Source organism: Collinsella sp. HCP3S3_E5, assembly GCF_052067635.1.
Lineage (GTDB): Bacteria > Actinomycetota > Coriobacteriia > Coriobacteriales > Coriobacteriaceae > Collinsella.
Genome location: NZ_JBQHQF010000003.1, coordinates 39,648 through 58,598, shown reverse-complemented (window position 1 = coordinate 58,598; position 18,951 = coordinate 39,648). Strand labels below are relative to the sequence as shown.

Sequence of the window (18,951 nt, the reverse complement as noted above, 5' to 3'; positions counted from 1 at the left end):
GTCAAACAAACGGCACGCAGGAGTGCACCATGATCGACCATCTCAAACATCACTTTGGCTCCCCGCGCACCGGCGGCCACGGCGGACTCGACATCGCACGGCATATCGGCCCCGGGCTGCTCGTGACCGTCGGCTTTATCGACCCGGGCAATTGGGCCTCCAATATGGCCGCCGGCTCGCAGTTTGGCTACGCGCTGCTGTGGATCGTCACGCTGTCCACGATCATGCTCATCGTGCTGCAACACAACGCGGCTCACTTGGGCATCGCCACGGGCATGTGTCTTGCCGAGGCCACGACGCGCCACCTGCCCCGCCTCGTCGGGCGTGCGATACTCGGCAGCGCGTATCTAGCCACGGTCGCCACCGCCATGGCCGAAGTCCTGGGCGGTGCGATCGCACTTCAAATGCTCTTTGGCCTGCCCGTACGTGCCGGCTGTATCATCGTGGCGGCGGCATCGATTGCCATGCTCATGACAAGCTCCTACAAACGTGCCGAACGCTGGATCATCGCCTTCGTGGGCGTGGTGGGACTTTCGTTTTTAGCCGAGCTTCTGCTGGTCAAGGTCGACTGGCCGCAAGCCGCCACAAGCTGGATTACACCCAGTATGCCCACCGGCTCAGTCGCGATTATCGTAAGTGTCCTAGGCGCGGTCGTTATGCCCCACAACCTCTTCCTGCACTCCGAGGTCATCCAATCCATGCACTTCGAAGGCCAAGGCGAGCAGGTTATCGAAGAACGCCTGCACTACGAGCTCTTCGACACGCTCTTTTCGATGGGTGTGGGCTGGGCAATCAACTCGGCCATGGTCATCCTGGCCGCAACGACCTTCTTTGCGCACGGCATTGTCGTAGACGACCTCGCCGTCGCAGCGGCCACGCTCTCCCCCATTCTGGGCCCGGCAAGCTCGACCATCTTTGCGGTGGCACTGCTGTTTGCGGGCATATCGAGTAGCGTGACGGCGGGCATGGCGGCGGGCACCATCACCGCGGGCATATTCGACGAGGAATACGACATCCACGACCGACATTCCTCGATCGGAGTGGCGGCCTGTTTCGTCGGCGCAGTGGCGGCGTGCCTGATCGTCCCGAATCCTTTTGAGGGTCTCATTTGGAGTCAGGCACTGTTGTCGCTTCAGCTGCCGATTACGGTCTTTGTGCTCATACGACTCACCAGCTCGCCCCGCGTCATGGGCAAATACGCCAACTCGCGCCCGCTCAACGCGTTGCTCGTAGGGATCGGCGTCATCGTGACGATTCTCGACATCGTGCTGCTAACGGGGATGTAATGGGATGGCGTGACTGTCCAGATATAACGTCTCAATCTGTAACACGTGAGGCCGTTTTGAGCCCTTAGATGTTACAGATTGAGATTTTCTGAGAGATAGTTTCAGTTTGTCTCGATCTGTAACAAGTGGACCCAATTTCCGCGCCCAGATGTTACAGATCGAGATATTTCTTCAGTCCCAACCTTTTGTCTCGATCTGTAACAAGTAGAGGGGTTTTACGTGCCTAAATGTTATAGATTGAGATTTTGAGAATGATGGTTTTGGTTTGTCTCGTTCTGTAACAGGAAGACCCGTTTTGAGCCGTTAGATGTTGCAGGTTAAGACAAAAGGTCGGCCGGACTCACAACAGACAGGATCGGCTAATAGAAGCCGTGATCCCTTGGGGACGGAGGAAAAGGGCCCCGGCCGGGATATCCGACCGGGGCCCTTGGACAGAGCTATATGTTGCTGCAAGTCGTGTGTCTACGAGCTACTCCTCGACGAGCTCAAACTGATCGGGACCGACGCCACACACCGGGCACACGTAATCCTCGGGCAGTTCGGGCGTGTCGACCTCTACCTCGTAACCGCAAACGGTGCACACGAACTTGTACGTCTTCTTTTCCTCGGCCATGATGTTCTCCTCTCGAACGTGGCTGCTGGTGTACTTTGCTTAATTAGTATATATTCTTAATAATATAATGCAAGCGGTTTTACCGCATTTCTACCCTTGGTACGAAGACGCCTTGGGCGGCGTCTTGCCCTTCAGGACCTTATGGTAGTAATCGTAGGTGAGCGGCGTCTCGTCGCTCAGGCGCTCGGCATCCTCGACCTCGCCGATAAACAGTAGATGCGTGCCCACATCCACTGTGTCGATCAAACGGCAGCTAAACAAGGCCGCCGCATGCTCGGGAACATAGGGCATGCCCAGTGCGGTCTCGCGCGTCTCGTACTTGGCAAATTTATCATAGTTGCTGCTGGTACGGAATCCAAAGTTACCAATGTAGGGCATATCGGCCGTCTGATCGATCACGGTCAGCGCAAAGGCCTTGGCAGACGAGATAACGCCAGACGTGACATTTTCCTTGTTCACGGCAACCGAAATGCGCGGCGGCGTGGACGTCACCTGCACCGCGGTGTTGATAATGCAGCCGGCGCGCGACCCATCTGCCGCGGCACTCACCACATACAGCCCGCAGGGCATCGTAAAGAACGCAGTTTTATCCAAAACGATCACTCCCCTAACTCGGAATTGAGCCTTGCAGACGTATATACCCACAATGAGACATATGTGTCAGAACGGTAAGAAAAATGAGCCACACGCAGTTGCGGTGAAAAAGTCCCTGTTTAAGCCTGGATACCCAACAAACAGGAACTATTCCACCGCAACTTGCGAGGAGCAGACCGGGAGTACGACAACAGTGATGGATGAACATCCCCGCCCGCCCGGATATCAACCCTTAGCGATTACGCTCCTTAAGCGCGCGATCGATTTCGCGCTGAACGTCACGTTTGGCCATGTCCTCGCGTTTGTCGTAGAGCTTTTTGCCACGGCCCAGGCCCAACAGCAGCTTAACGCGACCATCGGTATTAAAGTAGAGCTCGAGCGGCACCAGTGCATAGCCGCGGTTGCGCAGTTTGCCGTCAAGAAAATCAATCTCCTTGCGATGCAGCAGCAGACGGCGCCGGCGATCGGGATCACGGTTCCACACGCCACCGTGACTATAGGGATGGATGTGCAAACCCACCAGCCAGCACTCGCCGCCGCGAATCAGCGCAAAAGTATCGGTAATCTGACAGGCGCGCTCGCGAATCGACTTGACCTCGGTACCGCTCAGCTCAATGCCGCATTCGAATGTCTCGTCGATAAAGTATTCGTGATGCGCCGAACGATTCTTGGAGATGAGCTTGCGCTCGCGCTTACTGGGCATCACCGGCCTCCTCGGCGTCATCGGCTTTCCCGCTCGCGGCCTCGCGTTTGGCCTTGCGCTCGGCGTTGAGCTCGGCATCGCTTTCGCGCACCAGCTTAATGATCGCCGCGCATGCCTCCTCTCCCACCAGGTCGCGGGCACGGACCGTCAGGCGTGTAGCCTCCTGCTTGTCACCGTCGCTCGCAGCGTCGGTCGCACACATAATCAGACAAATGGCAATCTCGGCCGAAGGCGAGGTCGGTACGCCCTGTAACGCCAGCTCGCCCATCACATGCTCATCACTCTCGTCGGCGGCATCCGGATAGGTGGCATGGATCTTGCTGAGCAAGCGCGTCGTATGTGAATCGCCAGGGGCCAAGCGCAGCGCCAGACGTGCGCAACCCACGGCCGCCGAGACGTTCTCGGTCTCGGGCTCCAAAAAGTACTGGCCCAAGTTGGCGTAGGCGCGGGCGGCGCACCTGCCGTCACTCGCACGCTCCAGCACCGAAAACGAAAGCGAAGCCCACTCCTGCTTGTCCTCGAGCGCACGGAACAGCTCGGCCAGATCCAGTCGGTAGTTGCAGTTCATGGGGTCCCAGCGCACGGCCTGCATCAAGGCATTGCGGGCGCTAACATAATCCTGCTGACGGATGTAGGCAAACGCCATGTCGGAGTACAGGCGGTCAAACGGCACCTCGACCTGCACCAGCTCGCGTGGATCCTTTTCCACGCGGCGGTAGGCCAGGCGCTCAAACTTGCTATCGAAGCTAAAGTACTGGCGGTTCTCCTCCGTTTTGCACTCGGCATCGATATACTCCTCGGCGAGCTCCACCAAACGCTCCAGCAGCGGCGTCGCCGTGGCCAGGTCTCCCTGCGCCAGGTAATTCTCGGCATACGTAATGTCTTGTAGGCTGATGGGCAGGTCCATGGCAACTCCTCGGTCCAGGTGAAACGCGGCTCATTCCACACATGCGGTGTATACACAAAACCCGGGTCTCTTGCGAGGCCCGGGCATTCAATTTGTGGTAGCCCGTACCAGATTCGAACTGGTGATCTCCGCCTTGAGAGGGCGGCGTCCTAAACCGCTAGACGAACGGGCCATATGTAGCAAATGCAATGGCTGGGATGGAGGGAGTCGAACCCCCATTGACGGAACCAGAATCCGCTGTCCTGCCATTAGACGACATCCCAATGACTGCATCGCTGCGCTCGGCTGTGCCTTTGCGCAAGAAAGAAATATACGGGAAGCATCGCGATGACGCAAGTCTTTATTTTGACTTTTTTAAAATTGGCCTGATTTTAGCCAACCCGTGAAGGACCTGTGAAGCGACACATCTGCCCCTTATGGACAAAGGATGGCGAAGCGATACTTCGACAAGCACGCATAGCTCTTCGGCCCGCACGGGTGGCCGCGGTTCAAAAACTGACCGGAGCAAGCCTGTCAGCGAAAACTGTATCCCAAAATCGGCATCCAAAACGGGATACAGCTTCCCCGCAGTCGCTACAGCAACGCCTCGGTCCAAGCCGCTTCCCTAAAGCCGGGGATCGCAAAGTCGTCGCCCACCAGCAGCGGGCGCTTAACCAGCATGCCGTCAGTCGCCAGCAGCTCGCAGCATTCCTGGTCCGTCATACCCGCATCCAGGCGCGCTTTCAGACCAAGCTCTCGATATTTCATGCCCGACGAGTTAAAGAAGCGTCGCACCGGCAATCCCGACCGCGCAACCCACGCGGAAAGCTCCTCGGCTGTTGGGTTATCCGCTACGATATCGCGATCGATATACTCAACCCCGTGCTCATCCAGCCATGCCTTAGCCTTTTTACAGGTAGAGCACTTGGGATACTCAACAAATAGCACTGCCACAGGAATCTCCTCTTCGTAAAGACGCATGTCTGGGTAAGCGCCGAAGCGTCGATGGCGCGTATCGACAGTTGACATTGTAACCGGTTGCCATAAAGAGTATCCAACGATGCCGGTAGTATCTTGGGTATCCAGACACGTCTTGCATGGGCGCCGATGGGACGAGTGGCATAACGCGCCAACGCGGCCACCAGCAGCACCAGCACGATAGCGGTGACATCGCCCGCAGCATCGAAACCCAGGTCAATAATGTCGAAGTGCCTGCCGGGAACAAAAATCTTATGCACCCGGTCGCCAACCAAGTTTTTTCTGGCCAAACTAATGGATGAGCTTAAAGTCCAAGTGCCCGCGGGTCGTGTTGACACGCGAGACCTCGATGATCACGCGTTGCCCCAACTCAAAACGGCGCCCCGTGTCGGCACCCGTCAACGTGAGCGCGTCCTCGTCAAACTCGAACCACTCGCTTCCCAAACTCTTAATCGAGACCAAGCCCTCGACCTGTGTCAGGTCGAGGCGCACAAAGAAGCCCATGCTGCTGACCCACGAAATGGTTCCGGCATAGCGCTCGCCCAGACGATCCTCGTAATACTGGGCAATCTTGATCTTTTGCGTCGCATGGCTGGCGGCGTCGGCCGCACGCTCGGCATCGCTGCATGCACGGCAAATCTGCGGCAAGATGCGCGGCAGCGACTCGCGACCCCTGCCGATCAGCCGCGGCGTGCGCACCAAGGCATCCTTGCCGCCCAGCTGCTCATACGCCAGCTGCAATTTGAGCACGCGATGGACAACAAGGTCCGGATAGCGTCGGATAGGGCTCGTAAAGTGGCAGTAGCACGGCGCGGCGAGCGCAAAGTGGCCCTCGTTGCGCGGCTTGTACAGCGCGCGCTGCATACTGCGCAATAGCAACGTGTTGACAAGCGGGGCATTTGCCGTGCCAGCGGCAGCGTCAACCGCCGCCTGCAGCTCATCGGGACTTCCCAGGGCAATGCCGGCCGCGCGGCGATCGTCGATGATACCCAGCTGCGCCAGCGCCACAGCGGCCCCGTGCAAGCTGTCGGGGCTGGGATCCTCATGCACGCGATAGCATGCCTCAATATCGCGGTCTGCCAGCCACTCGGCAACGCACTCGTTGGCAAGCAGCATAGCTTCCTCGATGAGCGACGTGGCACACGAGCGCTCGCGGGCCACGATCTGCACGGGAATGCCGTCCTCGTCCAGCAAAGCGCGAATCTCCGCCGTGTCAAAGTCGACCGAGCCGCGCGCACGGCGAATGCGACGGCGTCGCTCGGCAAGCTCGTTGGCAGCGACTAGGAAATCGCTCAGATCCACGTCGTAGTCGCGGGCAGTCTCTTCGCAAGTCAAACCGCGCTCAAGCGCCTCCTCGCGCGACGCCTCGGCTGCAGCAACATCCTCGGCGGCACCTTCCAACACGGAGTACTCCACCGCACCGGCACGCACCAGCAGTGCCTCGGCACCGTCATAGTCCATGCGCACGCGCGAGCGAATCACGCTGGGATACGGATCGTAGTGGCGGACGTGCCCCTGCGCATCGAGCTCGATGTCGACGGTAAACGCCAGGCGATCCTCGTCGGGGCGCAAGGAACACAGGTCATTCGACAGGCGCTCGGGCAACATGGGGAGCACGCGATCGGCAAGGTACACCGACGTCGTGCGATGGCGAGCCTCTAGGTCGATGTGTCCATCCCAGGCCACATAATGCGATACATCGGCGATATGGACACCCAGCTTGTAGCCGCCCTGCGTCGTGCGCTCCAACGAGATGGCGTCGTCAAAGTCGCGCGCGTCGACCGGATCGATCGTGATGATAAAACGGTCGCGCAGATCACGGCGAAGCGGGTCCTTAAGAGCCGTCGCCACGTCGAGCGATAGCTCCTCGGCCTCGGCAAGGGCGGTCTCGGGATAACTATCGATATAGCCGTAACGAGCCATGACATATTGAACGCCCAAGTCGGGTGCATCGTCGCCGCCAATGCGGCGCTCAAGAGTCACGGTGCCCGATTCCAAGCGTGTCGGATAGCTCAAAATGCGTGCGACGACTGCATCGCCCGGATGCATGCCCAAACGCTCCGCCGAAGTATCCTCGGGCAAAATAAAGAAATCGGCCTTGAGACGCGAATCAAGCGGCTCGATCACACCGAGGGGGCCTGCCGTCTGATACGTGCCCACCACGCTTATGGCCGCGCGCTCGACAACGCCCTCGATCACGGCACGGCGATCGCCGCGCGGTCCGGTCTTAATGCTCACGGCCACGATGTCGCCGTCCATAATCTCGCGCTTGCCGCGACCCATAACCTTATAGTCGCCATTATCGGTGACAACATAGGCGCTGTGCTCATGGAGCTGCACGCGGCCCGTCAGGCTGGGACGCCGCTCGCTGCGCACCAGCGCGCGCTTGTTGCGAGCGCTACGCTTATGTTTGTTATTGCGCCCCATGGCGCCTCCTTACTATCTGTTGCGGGGCCCGCAGGCGCAACCGCATCATGTCAAAACACCGTGCAGGCCTAAACCGCACGCATCAAAGAGTCTACCCAATCAACAACAGGGCACGCACCTCGCGTCATGATCCCTATGTGACGGAGAAAATCGAATTATCGAAACAAGCCGAACTGCCGGTGAGCCCTTTTCCTCCGTCGCACGGGATCAAAAAACGGGCCGCCCCAGAGCGGGACGGCCCGTTAGCAAAACTTATTCCAGCTGTGTCTACACGCGCAGGTAGCGACGCATGGCAATGGCGGAACCAAAGAGACCGATGATCACGCCGACCAGGATCAGTGCGGCATACGTCACCAGGTAGTATTGCATCGGCAGCGCAAACGACATCCAGCCAATGCTCTCCTGAAGACGCGGAACCAACAGGTTGCGAAGCAGCTCCAAAACACCGATGGAAAGCAGCGAGCCCAAAACGGCCTGCAGCACGCCCTCGGTGATAAACGGACCGCGAATAAAGCCATTGCTGGCGCCCACCAGGCGCATGATAGCAATCTCGCGGCGGCGAGCCGTAATCGACAGGCGAATCGTGTTGTTGATAAAGATGAACGCGATAAACGTCAGCAAACCAACAAGCACAACGGCAGCGATGCGGATGTAGTTCGTCACCTGGAACAGGCGGCTCACTTCCTCCTGACCGTACAGAACGCTCGCGTCAACGTCACCGTCATCCGCGATCTTCTGGAAATCGGAGTTCTTCTTGAGCTTCTTGGCCGTGCTCTCGACCTGGGACGGATCGTCCATCTCGATCGCGAACGAAGCAGGCAGCGGATTCTGGCCATCAAGTGCGCTCAGAGTGGCGTCGGCGTTACCCGACATCTTGCTCGTGTACTCGGCCAGCGCGTCGTCCTTGTCCTTATAGGTCACGGACTTAACGTTGTTCCACGTCTTGAGCTCACTCTCGAAAGCCTGGACGTCGGCCTGGTCGGCGTCATCGCTAATAAACGCGTTGATAACAACCTGGTCCTCAACGGTGCCGATCACGGAGTTCAGCATCGCGGAACCCATGATGAACAGGCCGATGATAAACAGCGAAAGGAAAATCGTGATGACGGCGCCGAGCGAGGTGGTCCAGTTACGGAAGAAGTGGCTCATTGCCTCTTTGAGCGAATAGCCCACGTTAGTTGGTGCCATAGTTGCCGTAACCTCCCCTCTCCTGGTCGCGGATTACGTGGCCGCCCTCGAGGGCGATCACGCGACGATGCATACTATCGACCATCTCGCGATCGTGGGTAGCCACGATCACGGTCGTGCCGGTGCGGTTAATGCGCTCGAGCAGCTTCATGATGCCGAGCGAAATTGCCGGGTCGAGGTTGCCCGTTGGCTCGTCGCAAATCAGCAGCGGCGGACGGTTGACCATGGCGCGGGCGACGGCCACGCGCTGTTGCTCGCCGCCGGAAAGCTGATCGGGCAGCGAGTCCATCTGATCGGCCAAACCGACCAGACGCAGCACCTCGGGCACCTGGCTGCGAATGACGCCCTTGGGCTTGCCTATGCACTGCAGGGCAAACGCCACGTTTTCATAGGCGGTCTTTTGCGGCAGAAGCTTAAAGTCCTGGAACACGGCGCCAATCTGGCGGCGTAGGAAGGGAACCTTGCGGTTCTTGATTTTCATGAGATCCTGACCGGCGACCAAAATGCGACCGCTCGTAGGCCTGACATCACGGTTGAGCGTGGAAAGCAGCGTGGTCTTACCCGATCCGGAATGACCGACCAAGAAGACGAACTCACCCGGATAGATCTCGATGTTGATGTCGTCGAGTGCGGGCTTGTTGGGTTGTGCCGGGTAGATCTTGGTGACATGCTCCATCAGAATGACGGGCTCGACACCGGCCTGCTTGGCCATCTTCTTGCGACTTGCCTGCGGATCGATAGGCGCGAACACCGACGTAAAATCGGGGTTGTTGAGCGCATTGTCAAGACTTGCGACCTCGGCAGCCTGATCATTCTCGACCATGGGCGCAGCGGGCTGCGTAGGATCGGGAATGCCGGCAAAGAGGCCGGACTGCGCCGGCTGCGGCGCGGGCGTAGCAGGAACCATGGGATCGGGAATGCCCGCCATGGTCGGCTGAGGCTCGGCTGACGTCTGAGGCTGGTTCACGCGAGCAGTCACCTTTTGGACGGGCTCAAAGCCCGCAGCGGCAGAAAGCTCGGCATCGCTGGTGGGATTGTAGGCAAAGGGATCGGATGCCGGCCGTGCCTGATCTGCCGGCTGTGCGGGGGCCTGGGCAATATGCTGGCCCTCTGAATCCGGAGTGGCGAAACGTGTGCCCGGGACACCTTGCCGTGTCTTGGGGGCCTCATCGCCCGCACCGGAGGTACGGAAGTGGTTACCCACTGGTGCTCCTTATCATCGTGCGTTTAAACTACATGAGCGCTTTGTATTTTAGCAGCATTGGCTTCACTGCACATAAGAAGCATGGCAGGGTTTTGGTCTCACCGGCCGCGCACAGGGCTACCTCCCAAATCGTCCTCGGACATGTCGGAGTCCCCGCTGCGCGCTTCGCGCTGCGGGGACTCCTCCGTCCTGCGGAAAGATTTGGGAGGTAGCCCTGTGCGCGGCCTGCGGCTACTAAGGAGTCGCCGCGTTTTTCTTGGGGTGCTGCATATACAAAGTTGGAAGGGCTGAGTTGCACTTTGCTGGCCTGGGCCCGCTTCCCGGAGGAAGCCCTTGCTTGGTGCGGGCCTGATTTGTTTGTTACCGACAAAAAACAGGGGCGCCCTCAAAGAGGGCGCCCCTGTTCTGGCTTGCTTACGGTTGCTGAAGCGATACTTTGCCTCGTCTTGCCCTAAGCCAAGAACTCCTTGGTGGTTGCCACGATGTTGGCGGCATCCAGGCCGTACTTGTGCAGGAGCTCGGCGCCCGGGCCGGACTCGCCAAAGGTGTCGTTGACGCCAATCTTCTTGAGCGGCGTCGGGCACTGAGCGCAGAGCACGTCGGCAACGGCGCTGCCCAGGCCGCCGATCACGGAGTGCTCCTCGACGGTCACGACGTGACCGGTCTTGGCGGCGCTCTTGACGATCAGATCGGCGTCGATGGGCTTAATGGTGTGCATGTTGATGACCTCGGCGTCGATGCCCTCGGCAGCGAGCTGCTCGGCAGCCTCGAGAGCCTCGCCAACCATCAGGCCGCAGGCGATGATGGTCACATCGGCGCCCTCACGCATGACGATGCCGCGGCCCAGCTCGAACTTGTAGGTCTCGGGGTCGTTGATGACCGGCGAGGCCAAACGGGCAAAGCGCATGTACACGGGACCGTCGCACTCGTAGGCGGCGCGGACCACGGCGCGGGCCTCCACGTCGTCGGCCGGGACAATCACGGTCATGCCAGGGATAACACGCATAAGGGCGATATCCTCGCAGCACTGGTGCGTGGCACCGTCCTCGCCCACCGAAATACCGGCGTGCGTGGCGCCGATCTTGACGTTGAGGTGCGGATAGCCGATGGAGTTACGGACCTGCTCAAAAGCGCGGCCGGCGGCAAACATGGCAAAGGTGCTCGCGAAGGCAGTACGACCGGTGGTCGCGATACCGGCGGCGACACCCATCAGGTTGCTCTCGGCAATGCCCACGTCAAAGAAGCGGTCGGGGCAGGCGGCCTTAAACTTACCGGTCTGCGTGGCGGCAGCCAGGTCGGCGTCGAGGACCACAAAGTCGTCGTGCTCGGCAGCGAGCTCAACGAGGGCCTCGCCGTAGCTTACACGCGTGGCGATTTTCTTGACGTCTGCCATCCTAGAGCTCCTCTCCGGCGGCCGTGAGCTCTGCCATGGCCTGCTCAAACTGTTCATCGTTGGGGGCCTTGCCGTGCCAACCAACCTGGTTCTCCATAAAGGAAACGCCCTTGCCCTTCATGGTCTCGGCGATAATGGCGGTAGGCTGACCCTTGGTGGCGCGAGCCTCGGCAAAGGCGGCGCGAATCTGACCGAAGTCGTTGCCGTCGGCGAGCTCCACCACGTGGAACTTAAAGGCGCGGAACTTGTCGGCGAGCGGCATGGGATCGTTGACCTCCTCGACGGGACCGTCAATCTGCAGGCCGTTGTGGTCAACGATCACGCAGAGGTTGTCGAGCTGCTGATTGCCGGCAAACATGGCGGCCTCCCAGACCTGGCCCTCCTCGCTCTCGCCGTCGCCCAGCAGGGCGTACGTGCGGTAAGTATCGCCCCAGTGCTTGGCGGCGACGGCCATGCCCACGGCGGCGGAGATGCCCTGGCCCAGCGAGCCGGTGGACATGTCGACGCCCGGGGTGTCGTTCATGTTGGGGTGGCCCTGCAGGTGGCTGCCGATATGGCGCAGCGTCTCGAGGTCCTCCTTGGGGAAGAATCCGCGCTCGGCGAGCACGGCGTACAGACCCGGAGCGCAATGGCCCTTGGAGAGCACAAAGCGGTCGCGGTCGGCCTTGCGAGGATCGGCCGGGTCGACATTCATTTCCTCAAAGTACAGATAAGTCATGATGTCGGCAGAGCCGAGCGAACCGCCCGGATGGCCGGACTTGGCAGCGTGCACGCCGGTGACGATGCCCTTCCTTACCTCGTTGGCAACCTTTTTGAGCTCTTCGTCGCTCATTGTGCCTTCCTTTCATCCTCTTTAGACAAGATGCGCACGGCGCAGAAGGTAATCCCAACCCAGCCGCAATGCACGTGCGCCATTCATTATGCTGGAAACTGAAGGCTTTACCAGAGTTTTTATCATTATTTGAATAATTTAGCAGGCAGACCCGCTGATGAATCGGTTTATCAATGTGAACGTCTTTTGGATGGAGCGCCGTCTGCCCTACGCGTTAATGTCCTTGAACCCCTCGCCGAAGGCTTCCGTAACGTCGGCGACCGTCACTATAGCTTGAGGATCGCGCTCGCGCACGATGGTCTTGAGTGTATTGAGCTCGCGGCGGCTAACGATCACCATAATCACCGGCTTCTCAGCGCCCGAATACATGCCGGTCGCCTTAAATTTAGTGCAGCCGCGACCCAGGCCATACATGATATCGGCCGCGATATCGGGAAAATTGTCCGAGATGATGAGCACCATGCGGCGCTTGTTGCCGCCATCGACCACAGCGTCGATCACATAGCCGCTAATTACCATCGAAAGCCCTGCATACAGCGCGTTCTCCAGAGAGAAGACGGGGGCCGATGCCGCGCATACGGCGACATCGATCGCCATGACGGTCGAACCCACCGGCAGCGAGGTATTACGCGAGATAATCTGGCCGATGGTGTCGGAGCCGCCGGTGTTGGCGCCGGCGCGTAACACCATGCCGTAACCAATGCCCGTGATAATGCCGCCCCACATAGCGGGAAGCATCAGGTCTGCATCTGCCAGAGGCGCTACAAACGGGGCAAACAGGTCGGTAAAGAAGCCCAGTAGCACAAAGCCTGTCGCCGTCTGTACCACATAGAACATGCCGCCCTCGCGCATTACGACCAGCAACAGCAAGGCGTTCATCACGATGGTTTGGATACCGACGGGCAGCGACACGCCTCGCGCGGCACCGACCGCCTGGATAATAGTCGCAAGGCCCGTAACGCCACCGGCGGCAAGACCGTTGGGAATCAAAAACAGGTCGGTCGCGATGGCCGCCAAAGCGCACCCAAGCATGATCTGGGGCAGATCGCGAAAGAAGTTCATTGAAAGAATACGCTTGATATCCAGACGATACGCCATGCTACCTCCCTCAAAAAAGCGCACCCCATTGGGTGCGCTTTGAACTTCTTACCGTATTTGATTCTACCGATTCGCCGAGGAAAAACCACCCCGCGGCGGGTTTGCTCTGGATATAAAACCGCCTGTCCAGAGTTTAGTGTCGGTCCGAGACTCACCCGGGGCTTAAGCGGACGGAGACTCCGCATCAGCATTGCCGGTAGCCCAGCGATGGTAGCCGATCACAAACGGATCCAAGTCGCCATCGTCGAGAACGGCCTCGACGTTGCTGGTCTCCACGCCCGAGCGCAGGTCCTTGACCATCTGATACGGATAGAGCACGTAGCTGCGGATCTGGTTGCCAAAGCCAATCGTAGTCTTGGGACCGCGGATCTCGTCGAGCGCCTCGGCGCGCTTCTCGAGCTCAATCTCGTACAGGCGGGCCTTGAGAATCTGCATACACGCGGCCTTGTTCTGAATCTGGCTGCGCTCATTTTGGCAGGTCACTACAATGCCGCTGGGAAAATGCGTCACGCGCACGGCGGAGTCGGTGGTGTTGACGCCCTGGCCGCCCGGGCCGCTTGCGTGGTACACGTCGACGCGGATATCGTCGGGGTTGATCTCGATATCGATATCGTCGGGCAGCACCGGAATGACCTCGACGCCGGCAAACGTAGTCTGTCGACGCTTCTTGTCATCGGTGGGGCTAATGCGCACCAAACGGTGAACGCCGGCCTCGGCACGAAGCATACCGAAGGCATCCTTGCCCTCAACGGTAAAGGTCGCGCGATCAATGCCAATGACCTCGGCAGCGGGGCAATCGTTGATGGTGACCTTCCAGCCGCGGCGCTGGCAGTACTTCATGTACATCTTAAAGAGCATGAAGGTCCAGTCCTGCGCCTCCAAGCCGCCCTGTCCGGGCTTGATGGTCACAATCGCGTCACCGTGATCGAACTCGCCGGTAAACCAGCTCGAAAGTTCGAGCTCATCGATGGCGCGCGCCAGACGATCAGCCGTGGCGGCAGCCTCCTCACGCAGTGCAGCGGCATCGGGGTCATCGCCCATTTCCTCGGCAAGTTCCAGCGCCGCGCGGGCGTCGGAGAGCTCGCCGCGCGCGGTATCCACGGCGGCGATATCCTCCTTGGCGCGCGCAATCTCTTCCATCGTGGCGCGAGCGGCATCGGCGTCGTCCCAAAAGCCGGGAGCGACGCTCTTGGCCTCAAGCTCGGTCACGTGGGTGCGCTTCTCGTCCAAATGAAGATACGACTCGACCTCGCCGAGCCGGTCCGCAAACACGTCCAACTCGGCGGGCGTTACCTCTAAAGCCTCGGCCATTAACGATTCCTGCCGTGGCAGTACTTGAACTTCTTGCCGCTGCCGCAAGGGCACGGTTCGTTGCGACCCACGTTGACATACGGGTCGTCGCTCTCGGACTTGCGGTAGGTGGTCACCTTAGCGCCGTTGTTGACAGCTGCCGGTCCGCCCTGGACGGCCGTGCGAGCCTGTGCCCGTGCCTCCTTGCGCAGGACCGAGTTGCCGTTGTCGCCATCGACGTCGGCGGGGCCGGAGAAGCGCGCACCCTCGAGCGCGGGGTCCTCCTTGCGCTCCACAGCCTGCGGGGCGGCCTTGATCTCGATGCGCAGGACGGTGCGCAGGTAATCCTCATACATGGTGTCAACGAGCATCTGGAAGGCACCATAGGCCTCAGTCTTGTACTCGACCAGCGGGTCGCGCTGACCAAAGCCGCGCAGGCCAATACCGGTCTTGAGATAGTCCATCTCCTGCAGGTAGTTCATCCAGCGGGTATCGATGACGCGCAGCATGACCTGAGTATTGAGCTCGCGCATGAGGTCCTCGCCCAGGCGCTCGGCCTTCATGTTGTAGCACTTCTCGACGTAGGCTAGGACATCGGCAGCAAGGGCCTCGTAATCCTCGTCGGGGAACTTGGGCGTATCGATATGGCCGGTCAGCTCCACGACCCACTTGCGCAGGCCATCGAGGTCGCGCTCGCCGTCGTGGCTGTCCTTAGTGCAAAACTCCTGCACGCAGCGGTACACGGTGTCGTGCATGACCTCGGTGATGTGGTCGGTCAGGTCCTTACCGTCCAGAATCTTGTTGCGCTCGGCGTAGATAACCTGGCGCTGCTTGTTCATCACGTCGTCGTACTCAAGAACGCTCTTGCGCATGGAGAAGTTGATGCTCTCGACCTTGTGCTGGGCGCTCTCGACGGCCTTGGAGATGATCTTGTGCTGGATGGGCATGTCGTCGCCCATTTCTGCCGTGACCATCATCTTGGAGACGCGGTCCATCTTGTCGCCACCGAACAGGCGCATCAGATCGTCCTCGAGCGACAGGTAGAACTGGGTCTCGCCCGGATCGCCCTGACGACCGGAGCGGCCGCGCAGCTGGTTGTCGATACGACGGGACTCATGGCGCTCGGTGCCGATGACGGTCAGACCGCCGGCGGCAAGCACGCGCTCGCGCTCGGCCTTGCAGGTCTCCTTGGCCTCGGCGTTAAACTGCTCGAGCTGCTCGGGCGTCACGTCCTCCATGGTCAGGCCCTCGTACTCAAGGCGCTCGCGCACCAGCTCGTCGGGGTTGCCGCCCAGCAGGATGTCGGTACCACGACCAGCCATGTTAGTGGCGATGGTCACGGCGCCGTAGCGTCCGGCCTGGGCCACGATATGAGCCTCGCGCTCGTGGTGCTTTGCGTTGAGGACCTCATGCGCGATGCCGCGTTTGGTAAGGGCGGCCGACAGCTTCTCGGAACTCTCGATGGAGACGGTGCCCACCAGGACCGGCTGGCCCTTGGCGTGACGTCGCTCGACGTCGTCGGCAACGGCGTTGTACTTGGCCTGGATGGTGCGGTACACCAGGTCCTCGTGATCGACACGCTGAACGGGCTTGTTGGAGGGGATGACCTCGACGGGCAGCTTGTAGATCTCGCGGAACTCGGCATCCTCGGTAAGCGCCGTACCGGTCATGCCGGAGAGCTTGTCATACAGACGGAAGTAGTTCTGCAGGGTGATGGTAGCAAGGGTCTGGTTCTCCTCGCGCACCAGCACGCCCTCTTTAGCCTCGATAGCCTGGTGCAGGCCCTCGGAGTAGCGACGGCCCTCCATGATGCGGCCGGTGAACTCATCGACAATCTTGACCTCGCCGTTGGTAACGACGTACTGCTTGTCGCGGTGGAACATGTATTGGGCCTTCAACGCCTGCTGCAGGTGGTTGACCAGCTGGCCCGAAAGGTCGGCGTAGATGTCCTCGATACCCAAGCGGCGCTCGATCTTCTTGAGGCCGCGCTCGGTGGCGGCAATGGTGTGCTTGGCCTCGTCCATGACGTAGTCGCCCGTGGGCTCCACGTCCTCGGTAGCAGTGAGCATATCGTGCGACACGTCCTCGCCGCGCTCCAGCCCGCGCACGGCCCGCGCGAAGTCCTTGTAGGTGCTGGCCGACTTGGTGCCGGCGCCCGAGATGATCAGCGGGGTCCTGGCCTCGTCGATCAGGATGGAGTCGACCTCGTCGACGATGGCGTAGCTGTGGCCGCGCTGGACGCGCTGCTCGGGGCGGGTGACCATGTTGTCGCGCAGGTAGTCAAAGCCAAACTCGGAGTTGGTGCCGTAGGTGACATCGGCCTGGTAGGCCGGGCGCTTAAGCTCGAGCGGCATGTTGTTCTGCAGCAGGCCGACGGTCATGCCCAAATACTTGTAGATGCGGCCCATCCACTCGGAGTCGCGCTTTGCCAGGTAGTCGTTGACGGTAACGACATGCACGCCCTTGCCGGCGATGGCGTTAAGATAGCCGGCCAGGGTGGAGACGAGCGTCTTGCCTTCGCCGGTCTTCATCTCGGCGATATGACCCTCGTGCAGCGCCATGGCGCCGATGAGCTGTACGTCAAAGTGACGCATGCCCGTGATGCGCTTTGAAGCCTCGCGCACGGTGGCAAAGGCCTCGGGGAGCATGTCGTCAAGCGACTCGCCGTTAGCATAACGCTCGCGGAACTTATCGGTCTGGCCGCGAAGCTCCTCCTCGGTCATCTTCTCAAACTGAGGCTCAAGCCCGTTGATCTGGTCAACGATCTTGTAGTAGCGCTTAAGGTCCTTATCGGATCCAAAGGACAGCAGCTTTGACATGAATCCCATGTGGTTTTCCTTTTTTTGGCCATCGCCCGTAGCGCACTGCACTGGGCGAGTTAAACACAGATAGTTGTACTTTAGCCAAACGGGGCGCACGCTATACGCTCGACCTCATCCCCCACGTAATAACTACGACCGACCTGCCAAAAAGGGCGTTTTATTTTTAGTGGCTACGGCCCAGATAGGCGCCGATAACTTTGCGCTGCTCGGCGCTCGCCCGATAGTAGACGCGAAGCTCGCCTTCGGCATTCAAATCAAAGCGCGCCTCGTCAATCAGGCCATTCTTGTGCGCGGTCATGAGCGCCTCCTGCATGCGCGGCCTTGCAAAGGCGGCAAACGATGCATACTCGGCCGCGAGATCGGCCATCACATCGTCGACGCAAGCCTCGTCATGGCAAACAAAATAATCGAGCATGGCATAGTTAAGCGGAAGCATCCCGATCACCGTCCTTTTTAACCATGTCGAGGGGATTCACGGCGATCAGGCAAATGCCGACGAGGTTGACGACGGCCGCCACCCATGCAACGGACGGAAGCGCGTAGCCGTCAAAGCCCAAGACCAGGCCGACGATAATCCACGTAAACAGCGGCGCTGTAAAGGTATAGGTGCCGTTGATGGCCATGCCCAGCGCCGTGCCGCACATGGAGTTGGCGCGATACCAGCTCATAAACGAAAAGTAGGCGGCAAAACCGGAGCAGGCGAAAAACACGACGGAGGATTTGTCGGTGAGCGCTTGGGCGACAAGGACGTAACTCTGACCAAGGGGCTCTCCGCATGCCAAGGTTAGGGCCGGCAGTACCAAGCACAGGTTGCCGACCCCCGAGACAAGCTGACGGATGTTGATGGCGATCTGAGGATCGATCATGCAGGTGGCGCGGCCGCCCACGCATCCCTCGACGCCCCAGCACAGGGCGGCTAACAGCGCCAGGCCCAGGCCAAGCGCCATGCCGAAAGATGCCTGCCCGCTCAGGCCGGCGCTACCGATCATGGCGCCGGCGACCACGCAGACAACGATGCCGGTAACGACACGGGGGCTAAGCGGCTGTCGGTAGAGCACGCGGGCGAGCACCGCACCGATCGCGGGGTTGAGCGCGGCGATGGGCACGGCAAGCGTGCCTGCCTGCGAAAGCGCGATAACGTAGGCGGCAGAAGCGATGGGCCCGCCAATGAAGGCGGCGGCGATAACGATGACGCCGGGCTTTGAGGCGATGCAGCGGCCTAGGTCGGCGAGTTTGCCCTGACCGGCAGTGAAAAACGTGGCCCAGACGGCACTCAACACGTCATTGACGCCCGAGGCGATTGTGGGCAAGATGAATACCGCCAAAAGGCCGGAGGGAGCAAATGCATCGAACCAACCGGCCCAAACGCCAAAGAGCTGACCGGCGGTAACAAAGGCCGTGTACAGCGCATACATGCAGCTCGAAAGCGCCGCGACAGCGATACCCTTCCTAAAATAGGCAGCATCGAGCGCACGCTTCTTTGCCACCGCGAGCTCGCGATTGCCCAAGGACGTCGATGTGTCCACGTAGCCTCCTATCGGTTACCTGCCAAAAAGGGACAGGTTTATTTTGGCAGGTTTTATCTGGGCAAACGAAAAATCCCCACCGTTCGGTGCAAAGAGGGGCCTATAGGACAA

The 18,951-nt window shown here is 59.9% G+C and carries 16 protein-coding genes and 2 tRNA genes; 1 reads left to right on the top strand and 17 read right to left on the bottom strand.

What is annotated here, in order from left to right; translation table 11 throughout:
- The first annotated feature begins 29 nt into the window (after positions 1-29).
- Positions 30-1,286, top strand: coding sequence for an Nramp family divalent metal transporter (locus ACTM82_RS01630; protein WP_441054826.1), 1,257 nt, complete (start codon positions 30-32; stop codon positions 1,284-1,286).
- 469 nt (positions 1,287-1,755) lie between these two features.
- Here ACTM82_RS01630 and ACTM82_RS01625 read toward each other — a convergent pair whose 3' ends face one another.
- The 17 genes from ACTM82_RS01625 to ACTM82_RS01545 form a co-directional block, all read right to left on the bottom strand.
- Positions 1,756-1,899 carry a rubredoxin-like domain-containing protein gene (locus ACTM82_RS01625; protein WP_035137395.1) on the bottom strand — a complete coding sequence of 48 codons (144 nt, stop codon included), beginning with the start codon at positions 1,897-1,899 and terminating at the stop codon, positions 1,756-1,758.
- A gap of 90 nt (positions 1,900-1,989) precedes the next feature.
- Positions 1,990-2,493 (bottom strand): flavin reductase family protein, encoded by a 504-nt coding sequence (locus ACTM82_RS01620; RefSeq protein WP_427717758.1) that lies wholly within the window; start codon positions 2,491-2,493, stop codon positions 1,990-1,992.
- A gap of 232 nt (positions 2,494-2,725) precedes the next feature.
- Positions 2,726-3,196 (bottom strand): SsrA-binding protein SmpB, encoded by a 471-nt coding sequence (smpB, locus tag ACTM82_RS01615; RefSeq protein WP_006235325.1) that lies wholly within the window; start codon positions 3,194-3,196, stop codon positions 2,726-2,728.
- Positions 3,186-4,103 (bottom strand): hypothetical protein, encoded by a 918-nt coding sequence (locus tag ACTM82_RS01610; RefSeq protein ID WP_154515983.1) that lies wholly within the window; start codon positions 4,101-4,103, stop codon positions 3,186-3,188. Before ACTM82_RS01610 ends, smpB begins: the two co-directional genes overlap by 11 nt.
- A 95-nt stretch (positions 4,104-4,198) precedes the next feature.
- Positions 4,199-4,275: transfer RNA gene (locus ACTM82_RS01605), tRNA-Glu, on the bottom strand.
- A gap of 17 nt (positions 4,276-4,292) precedes the next feature.
- A tRNA-Gln gene (locus tag ACTM82_RS01600) sits at positions 4,293-4,366 on the bottom strand.
- 310 nt (positions 4,367-4,676) lie between these two features.
- Complete coding sequence (locus ACTM82_RS01595; RefSeq protein ID WP_441038789.1) at positions 4,677-5,063, bottom strand: arsenate reductase family protein; 387 nt, start codon at positions 5,061-5,063, stop codon at positions 4,677-4,679.
- Between the two features lie 288 nt (positions 5,064-5,351).
- On the bottom strand, positions 5,352-7,487 hold the full coding sequence (locus ACTM82_RS01590; RefSeq protein WP_441054828.1) for a ribonuclease R family protein: 2,136 nt from the start codon (positions 7,485-7,487) through the stop codon (positions 5,352-5,354).
- A 267-nt stretch (positions 7,488-7,754) separates the two neighbouring features.
- Positions 7,755-8,675, bottom strand: a complete 921-nt coding sequence (ftsX, locus tag ACTM82_RS01585; RefSeq protein ID WP_154515997.1) for a permease-like cell division protein FtsX — start codon at positions 8,673-8,675, stop codon at positions 7,755-7,757.
- Positions 8,662-9,879: a cell division ATP-binding protein FtsE gene (ftsE, locus tag ACTM82_RS01580; protein WP_441054830.1), complete on the bottom strand. Its 1,218-nt coding sequence runs from the start codon at positions 9,877-9,879 to the stop codon at positions 8,662-8,664. Before ftsE ends, ftsX begins: the two co-directional genes overlap by 14 nt.
- Positions 9,880-10,330: 451 nt before the next feature.
- A complete protein-coding gene (locus ACTM82_RS01575; RefSeq protein WP_154516000.1) occupies positions 10,331-11,272 on the bottom strand; it encodes a transketolase family protein in 942 nt (313 codons plus the stop codon).
- A 1-nt stretch (position 11,273) separates the two neighbouring features.
- Entirely contained in the window at positions 11,274-12,104 is an 831-nt protein-coding gene (locus tag ACTM82_RS01570) for a transketolase (RefSeq protein ID WP_154516003.1), read from the bottom strand.
- Between the two features lie 207 nt (positions 12,105-12,311).
- Complete coding sequence (locus tag ACTM82_RS01565; RefSeq protein ID WP_441032955.1) at positions 12,312-13,202, bottom strand: YitT family protein; 891 nt, start codon at positions 13,200-13,202, stop codon at positions 12,312-12,314.
- A 162-nt stretch (positions 13,203-13,364) separates the two neighbouring features.
- On the bottom strand, positions 13,365-14,513 hold the full coding sequence (prfB, locus tag ACTM82_RS01560) for a peptide chain release factor 2 (RefSeq protein WP_441055228.1): 1,149 nt from the start codon (positions 14,511-14,513) through the stop codon (positions 13,365-13,367).
- Complete coding sequence (secA, locus tag ACTM82_RS01555) at positions 14,513-17,320, bottom strand: preprotein translocase subunit SecA (RefSeq protein WP_427747705.1); 2,808 nt, start codon at positions 17,318-17,320, stop codon at positions 14,513-14,515. The genes prfB and secA overlap by 1 nt, the downstream gene beginning before the upstream one ends.
- A 157-nt stretch (positions 17,321-17,477) precedes the next feature.
- Positions 17,478-17,729 (bottom strand): hypothetical protein, encoded by a 252-nt coding sequence (locus ACTM82_RS01550; RefSeq protein WP_441055230.1) that lies wholly within the window; start codon positions 17,727-17,729, stop codon positions 17,478-17,480.
- Positions 17,730-17,736: 7 nt separating this feature from the next.
- The gene (locus ACTM82_RS01545; protein WP_441044638.1) at positions 17,737-18,840 is read right to left on the bottom strand and encodes a hypothetical protein; all 1,104 of its coding nucleotides are present in this window, start codon (positions 18,838-18,840) and stop codon (positions 17,737-17,739) included.
- Positions 18,841-18,951 lie beyond the last annotated feature (111 nt).